The sequence below is a fragment of the Aestuariivirga sp. genome, from assembly GCF_044239095.1.
Lineage (GTDB): Bacteria > Pseudomonadota > Alphaproteobacteria > Rhizobiales > Aestuariivirgaceae > Aestuariivirga.
Map to the genome: position 1 here is coordinate 1 of NZ_JBIICB010000237.1, position 6,833 is coordinate 6,833.

Genomic DNA, 6,833 nt, shown 5'->3' on the forward strand with positions numbered 1-6,833 from the left:
CCGGCAACCGAGTGATGACCAGCCCGGACGGCATCACATGGACGAGCCGCACCTCGGCGGCCGATAACGCTTGGCGCAGCATCACCTACGGCAATGGCCTGTTCGTGGCGGTCAGCAACAGCGGCACCGGCAACCGAGTGATGACCAGCCCGGACGGCATCACATGGACGAGCCGCACCTCGGCGGCCGATAACGCTTGGCGCGGCGTCACCTACGGCAATGGCCTGTTCGTGGCGGTCAGCACTGATGGCACCAACAATCGGGTGATGACCAGCCCGGACGGCATCACATGGACGAGCCGCACCTCAGCTGCCGACAACCAATGGTACAGCGTCACCTATGGCAACGGGCTGTTCGTGGCGGTCAGCAACAGCGGCACCGGCAACCGGGTGATGACCAGCGCGGACGGCATCACATGGACGAGCCGCACGTCGGCGGCCGATAACAGCTGGTGGAGCGTCACCTATGGCAATGGCCTGTTCGTGGCGGTCAGCACTGATGGCACCGACGTTGCGATGTATTCAGGCTCCGTCTGCGGTGACGGTCTGGCCTACACCGTCAACCAATGGCGGCAGTTGGCGCTGCCCTGCGTGCCGAGCGCCAGCCCGGCGGATGTGGCTGGCGTGCTGGGCAACAGCCCCACCGCCAATCTGGTGTCTGCCAACTTAGGCACCACCTGGTCGGTGTTTGGCCGCAACGCCACCAACAGCGGCAACACCTCGTTGTTCACCAGCAGCACGCTTGCCAATGGTGCGGGCTACTGGCTGAAGAGCTCCACTGCGCCGGTCAGCGGCACGCTCAACGTCGCCGGGGTTGCAGCAACGGTCACCACCGGGCTCACTGGCTGCCAGTCCCTTGTCGGCTGCGTGGTGCTGCCGGTCAATACCACAGCTGCCGGGGCCCGCATGTTCGGCAACCCGTTTGGCTATGATGTCGCCTGGTCACAGGTGCGGGTCCGGGTGGGCGGCTCTGCCGGCACCATCTACACGCCAAGCGAGGCCCAAACGGCCGGCTATCTCAGCAAGCAGATCTGGATCTGGAACGGTAGCAGCTACGACACCTGGGATGACACTTTTACCCCGGGCAATCTCAAATACTCGCAAGGTTTCTTTATCAAGGTGCTGGCCGGGGGCGTCGGCCAGACCATCGATCTGCTGGTCCCCGCAGCGTCCTCAACCATCACCGGCTCGCTGCCGCAGCAGCTGATGGACCAGATGGCCAGTGTCTCGCGGAGCCTCGCGGAGGCGGTGGTGGGGATGTTCGTGAGCCCCGCCCATGCCCAGGAGAAGCCGAAGGGGTGGCAGGTCAAGCTGAAGGTTGAGAACCCGGCGCAGACCATGAAGGCGCAGGCGGTGCTGGGGCAGTATCCTGGCTCCGTGGTGGGGTATGACGCTGGAGACCTCAATGCCATGGCACCCTTTGCAGCGCCCTATCTGACGCTGGTATTCCCGCGTTCGGCGTGGGGTGTCAGCAAGGGCGACTACGCCACTGACTTTCGTGCCTTTAACGGCAAGCCCGGTGAATGGACATTCGAGGTGAGAGCGGATCGGGCAGGCCAGCCGGTGGTCTTGCGCTGGGAGGGCGATCCTCAAATCCTCAAACGCTCGGTGCTGATCGACAAGATCAGCGGAAAGCGGATATCTCCCGCCAGCGCCACCAGCTATGCCCTGACGTTGAACACGTCAACCCGGCAGTTCACCTGGCAATATCTGGGCAATTAAATCACTCGTTAAGTAAGGATCGCCGGTGTGGGCATTAAAGAACATATGACAACCGAAGCAGCCACTGCTGAGAATGCGGCTGAGGCCAGCGTAGAGCTTGGAGCCACACGCCGCGCCGCAATCGCCAAGCTCGGTCGAATGGCGGCCCTCAGTACACCCGCACTGATGACACTGCTGATGTCGGATCGGGCGTCGGCGGAGTCCCCGCCACTCGATACCCCGCCACCCGATACTCCGCCACCCGATCCCACCTGAGCCAAGCCCTTGCTACTCGTTGCCGGCCTTGGACAGTCGAGCTTGTTCACCAGGCCGGGCGAGCGCCGGCTGTGGGTGCTGAGGGCAGATGAAGCCGCCTTGTGGGACCTGCACAGCCTCGGCCTCGATCCCAGCGAAACTGCAGGCCTTCTTGCAGAGCGTTTTGGACTGCCGCCATCACAAGCCCGTAGCATGTTGGATGAGTACCTCCGAACATGGCGCAGCGCCGGCCTTCTTCAGGATACTCGTCCCGCAGGGGGCAGCCATGGACTTGCCACCCCGGAGGAGCTGATCCAGTTTCCCGCACCTGGAGTAGCCAGCCTGAAAGCTGGCGACATGCCACTCTCAGTGGCGCAACGCGCCAATATCCTCCGCATTGATGACGCGGGATTGCGTACGAGGGTTGAACCGCTGCTCGCCCAGCTGGGGGTAGCCAAGGTCGATAATGAGCAAGTCGTCGCGTGCGATGTGATCGAGTACACCGGGGAGAGGGCGAACTGGCAACTCCTGGTCAATGGCGCCAGACTGCTCGACGGCCAAGGCCAGGATGAGGCCGTTGTTGCTGTGCTCAAGCTTCTCGGCGAACTCGGTTGCAGGACTGCGGAAAGGCTTCTCGTGGTGCATGGAGCAGGCCTTGTGTCACCAGATGGGTGCTGCTTTCTGCTGGCTGCAACCGGTGGCTCAGGCAAAACCACACTGACGATGGCGCTTGAAGCCGAAGGATACCGCTTGCTGAGCGACGACGTCATCCCCATTGATCATGACGGCGCTGCCGTAGCGCTTGGCCTGCCTGCCTGCGTCAAGCGGGGAAGCTGGGAGGTACTGCAACCCTGTCGGGCTGATCTTGCGGTGGCCGTGGAAACGTCACGCTTTGGAGAAGCAGTTCGTTACTTGCCACCCCGGCACCCTGTCGTGTCCAGACCCTGCCTGCCGAGGTTGCTTCTGTTCCCAAGCTACGAACCTGATCAAAACACCACGAGCCGGTTGATGAGCCCGGAGGAAGCGCTTCATCGGCTCGTCGCGGCTGATGCTGTCATTCGGGACCTGACGCAGACAAAACTTGAAGACCTTTGCCGGTGGGTGAGCTCCATGCCTGCGTATGCAATAGAATATCCCAGTTTGGTAACCGGCAAGGCAATGGTTCAACACCTGCTGGGGCGGGTCGGTTGAATGCAGTCAGGCGCCCTCCGTTGCACTCCGCTGGGACTTCTATGCCGATGCCTGTCGTTTGATGAGCAGACGAATGATGACACACTCCGCACGTTGACCAGTCCTGAGGTGAACTGGCCCGAGTTGTTGCGCACAGCTGGCGCACAACTCGTCACTCCGGCCTTGGCATCCGCCCTGAAACGCCGGCAGATACTCGATCAACTAGACCCGGAGGTTCGCAACTATCTCGATGGCATCCAGAGCCTGAACCTGATCCGAAACGAGACACTGCGAACACAACTATTCCGTATCGCCGAAGAACTGAATGGCATCGGCATCACGCCGCTCTTGATAAAGGGAGCGATCGCACTCTTGCCCAATCATTATCCGGGAGCCACCGATCGGCTCATGAGCGACCTCGACATTGTCGTGCCAGATGAAAGAATGAGTGACGCGCATGCTCTCCTGGCCCGGATGGGCTACAGCGAGAAACCCGATGCCTACCTTTCCTACTTTTGGGCAACGGCGGTCGAGAAACGTAGCGTCGCTCACATCCCTGGCATGCAGCATCAGTCGCTGCCGGTATCTGTCGAGCTACACTGGCGCATGCTTAAAAAAAAGCACGACGACAAGGCATTGCAGCAAAGTGCCAACTTGCTGTCGATTGTCCTTCCCAGTGGGGCAACGGTCCTGATCCCGGACCCTACCGCCCAGTTGGTACACAGCTTCATCCACTCGCAGATCAGCCATCAACTGGGTCCCCGCCGCTTGATCCACGTGCGCCACCTCCTTGAGTTTGCAGCCCTCACGCAGCATTACCGGTATGACATTGCAATCGACACAATAAGAGCATCCGTTTTACCCAAGAGGCTGTCGCTGCTTGCTGAATATTGGGCCGTCGCAGAGAGCTGGCTGGGCGCTTTGTTTCCAGAAGGTCTTCAGCGTTCACCGAGGGAGCGGCCGGAGAAATGGTTGGTCGAACGGTCCATGACGGACGCCAAGTGGCGGAAAGCCTTCGAGATGTCCTGGCGTGTCAGGAACTATCCGTCCCGCCTTGTGAAGTTCGGACAGCGTGTCTGGGAGCGGCAGGAATATTTGCCAGTCCGGATCCGCCGATTGATAGCCGAGAGACGATAATCCATTAGAGCATGATCCGCAAAAGTGGAAACCACTTTTGCGAAAAGATCATGCTCAAGCCATTGAACTTGCGCGAGTTCTTTTCGACCAGGTGATTCCACCTGGTCGGAACGCGCGCTAGGTTTACCAAACCGACCACTGCTTTCGTCCTCTGTGAGGATTGATTGATGCATCCTCACAGTTGTTGTCCTCAGTTGCCCTTTCACAAACGACATGATTACGTACCGCGATGTCACACCAGAAGCATCCAATGTCGCGCATAGTGCATGTCGCTTCCATTTTCGTTCTCGTTACATCCACGACCGCCGCTTTGTCTGAAGAGACACCCAATCTGGTCGGAACTTGGTCCGGCTCAATTGCCGGTGGCGCTCGCTTCGGATTACTCACACACGGCCCCGCTCAGAATGAACCTTTGTTTGCTGACCGCACGAAGGAGTAGGTGCTCACTATTGAGAAGCAAGAAGGCTCAGGATTGATCTGCACTTGGTCGACAAAAACCAAGACGGAGAAACTTGCGGGAGCAATCCGCCAAGACAATGTCACGGTGATCTTTGCAGATGAGGACAACCTGTTTGATACGCGCCCTTTGTCCGAAAACGAAATGGAGCTATGCGCCCAAGAGAGCGGCGCGGGTAAAGGCGGGGCAACGATCGCGGTCTGCTATCTCATGAAGCGAAGGTAGTCCCCCCTACCCGCCAAGAGCCCGTCCTGCCAAACGCAGCCACATGCAGCGCGCCACCCGGGTCACGTACTCCGGGTTCACGATGTCCCTGGTGCGAAACATGCGCTCGCAGGCGTCATCGGTATAGCGCCTGTACTTCTGCACCCTGTCGCCAGCCGCCCAACAAATGACCCCTTGATTGAAACACCAACGTCCGCGGCCTCAGCTCCAGACCGCCGCCGTCACACGCATGATGTTTTCCGTCGCGGACTGGCTGCCAGTCACGTTGAAGGTTCCGGTCTGGGTGTCGATCTGGGCGGCACTCCAGCGGGTCGTGGAGTTGCCGAGGATGTTGTACTTCAGGCTGGCACTCGTCCAGGAGATGTTGGAGCCCGAGTCGTTGTTGGGAGAGGCCATCGCAAGGCCAACCTGGCAGGAGCTTCGCAACACGCTGACCGCGATCGATGTTGCCGAAGCGGCATTCGTAGTGACCACAGGGGTGATGCTGGCGGGATTGACGAGCTGCCAAATGCTGAAGCCCGTCTTGAGGAACTGGGAGCCCGTGCCGTCGCTCTTCCTGAGGTATAACTTACCGTCGAAGGTGTTGACGGCAAGCTCGCCGAGTTCAAGGCCGGGGACGGCGGGAGCCTTTCCAGCCACCGCGGAACGCTTCAGTCTGACGCCCGTACTGGCCTCTTTTCAGTTGTCATGGAGGCAGAGTGGCGAAGTTGCCACCCGTCAGAAGGTGCCGCCGTCGATGGTGCCGCCAGTAATGGCGACGTTGCAGGCATCATGAATGGCAAGCGAGAGCGCTATCGGGGAGCCATGAGGGGAAAAAGTCACCCAAATCAGAAGTTATCTAATGATTTCAATGGCTTATGGCGGAGGGAAAGGTGCTGGGGACGAACTCTCTCGGCGGGGAGAAGCGAAGCCCCTGGTACGACTGCGGAAGCTGGCAATTGGAAACGTTTACGCAGGGCTTCTTTCCTTCCCGCCAGGCAGAGACTACGCCTCTTCTATCCTTCGCAGGGGCGCTCTGACTTGTGGAGGTAACTGCCGCTGATTTGCTCCGGCGCAGCCAAACAAATCGGCCGGTTCAGTGAGGTATTATTGATCTGGCTTTTACACCTGAAGCACGCAATGTGAATTCGTCAGTCCGAGATCGGAGGCAACAAGGCCCCCGCCCTGTCGGTGATAAGCTTGTAATGCTCAGGGCGGCGATGGGCTGTGAAGTTGAAGATGTCGGCGCGATAGGGGATCGCCATATCAAGGTCGCATTTGCGGATGACGAGCTCATCGCCCATTGTGCAGCACATCGCGACGATCTCTCCCGACGGTGCGATGATGCAGGTCTGGCCGATCATGTTGAAGCCCTCCTCGCAGCCAGCCTTGGCGACGCCAACCACCCAGGTGGCATTTTGGTAGGCGCCTGACTGCATGACGAGGTGATTGTGGAATGGCTCAAGCGCGTCGAGCTCGTAGGGATCTCCTAGGCCGACAGGAGAATTATAGCCCAGTAGCACCATCTCCACACCCTGCAGTCCCATAACACGATAGGTCTCCGGCCAGCGCCGATCATTGCAGATACACATGCCCATGATCGCGCCAAAGGCGCGGAATACCGGAAAGCCGAGGTCACCCACTTCGAAGAAGCGCTTCTCGAGGTGCTGGCCAGGCCGGTCCAGAACATCGGCGTGGCCCGGCAGGTGAATCTTCCGGTATCTACCAGCAATGCGGCCGGTCTTGTCGACAAGCACAGAACTGTTGAAGCGGCGTTTGACGCCATTGCGGATATCGAGTTCGGCATAGCCGAGGCTGAAGCCGATGCCGAGCTGGCTCGCCAGATCGAAAAGCGGGCGGGTCGTGGGGCCGGGCATCTCGGTTTCATAGAATGAATCGAGTTCAACCTC

At 59.7% G+C, this 6,833-nt stretch carries 7 protein-coding genes; 5 read left to right on the forward strand and 2 right to left on the reverse strand.

What is annotated here, in order from left to right; genetic code table 11:
* The 5 genes from ACILRA_RS17645 to ACILRA_RS17665 all read left to right on the forward strand — a co-directional run.
* On the forward strand, positions 1-1,721 hold a 1,721-nt coding region (locus ACILRA_RS17645; protein WP_395663376.1), incomplete at its 5' end, for a hypothetical protein.
* A 45-nt stretch (positions 1,722-1,766) separates the two neighbouring features.
* On the forward strand, positions 1,767-1,976 hold the full coding sequence (locus tag ACILRA_RS17650) for a hypothetical protein (RefSeq protein WP_395663377.1): 210 nt from the start codon (positions 1,767-1,769) through the stop codon (positions 1,974-1,976).
* Between the two features lie 42 nt (positions 1,977-2,018).
* Positions 2,019-3,146, forward strand: a complete 1,128-nt coding sequence (locus tag ACILRA_RS17655) for a hypothetical protein (RefSeq protein ID WP_395663378.1) — start codon at positions 2,019-2,021, stop codon at positions 3,144-3,146.
* A gap of 93 nt (positions 3,147-3,239) precedes the next feature.
* On the forward strand, positions 3,240-4,262 hold the full coding sequence (locus tag ACILRA_RS17660; RefSeq protein WP_395663379.1) for a nucleotidyltransferase family protein: 1,023 nt from the start codon (positions 3,240-3,242) through the stop codon (positions 4,260-4,262).
* 439 nt (positions 4,263-4,701) lie between these two features.
* Positions 4,702-4,944: a hypothetical protein gene (locus ACILRA_RS17665; protein WP_395663380.1), complete on the forward strand. Its 243-nt coding sequence runs from the start codon at positions 4,702-4,704 to the stop codon at positions 4,942-4,944.
* A 201-nt stretch (positions 4,945-5,145) separates the two neighbouring features.
* Here the strand turns inward: ACILRA_RS17665 and ACILRA_RS17670 are convergent, their stop codons facing one another.
* Both ACILRA_RS17670 and ACILRA_RS17675 read right to left on the reverse strand, forming a co-directional pair.
* Complete coding sequence (locus ACILRA_RS17670) at positions 5,146-5,583, reverse strand: hypothetical protein (protein ID WP_395663381.1); 438 nt, start codon at positions 5,581-5,583, stop codon at positions 5,146-5,148.
* A gap of 491 nt (positions 5,584-6,074) precedes the next feature.
* On the reverse strand, positions 6,075-6,833 hold a 759-nt coding region (locus ACILRA_RS17675), incomplete at its 5' end, for a nitrilase-related carbon-nitrogen hydrolase (protein WP_395663382.1).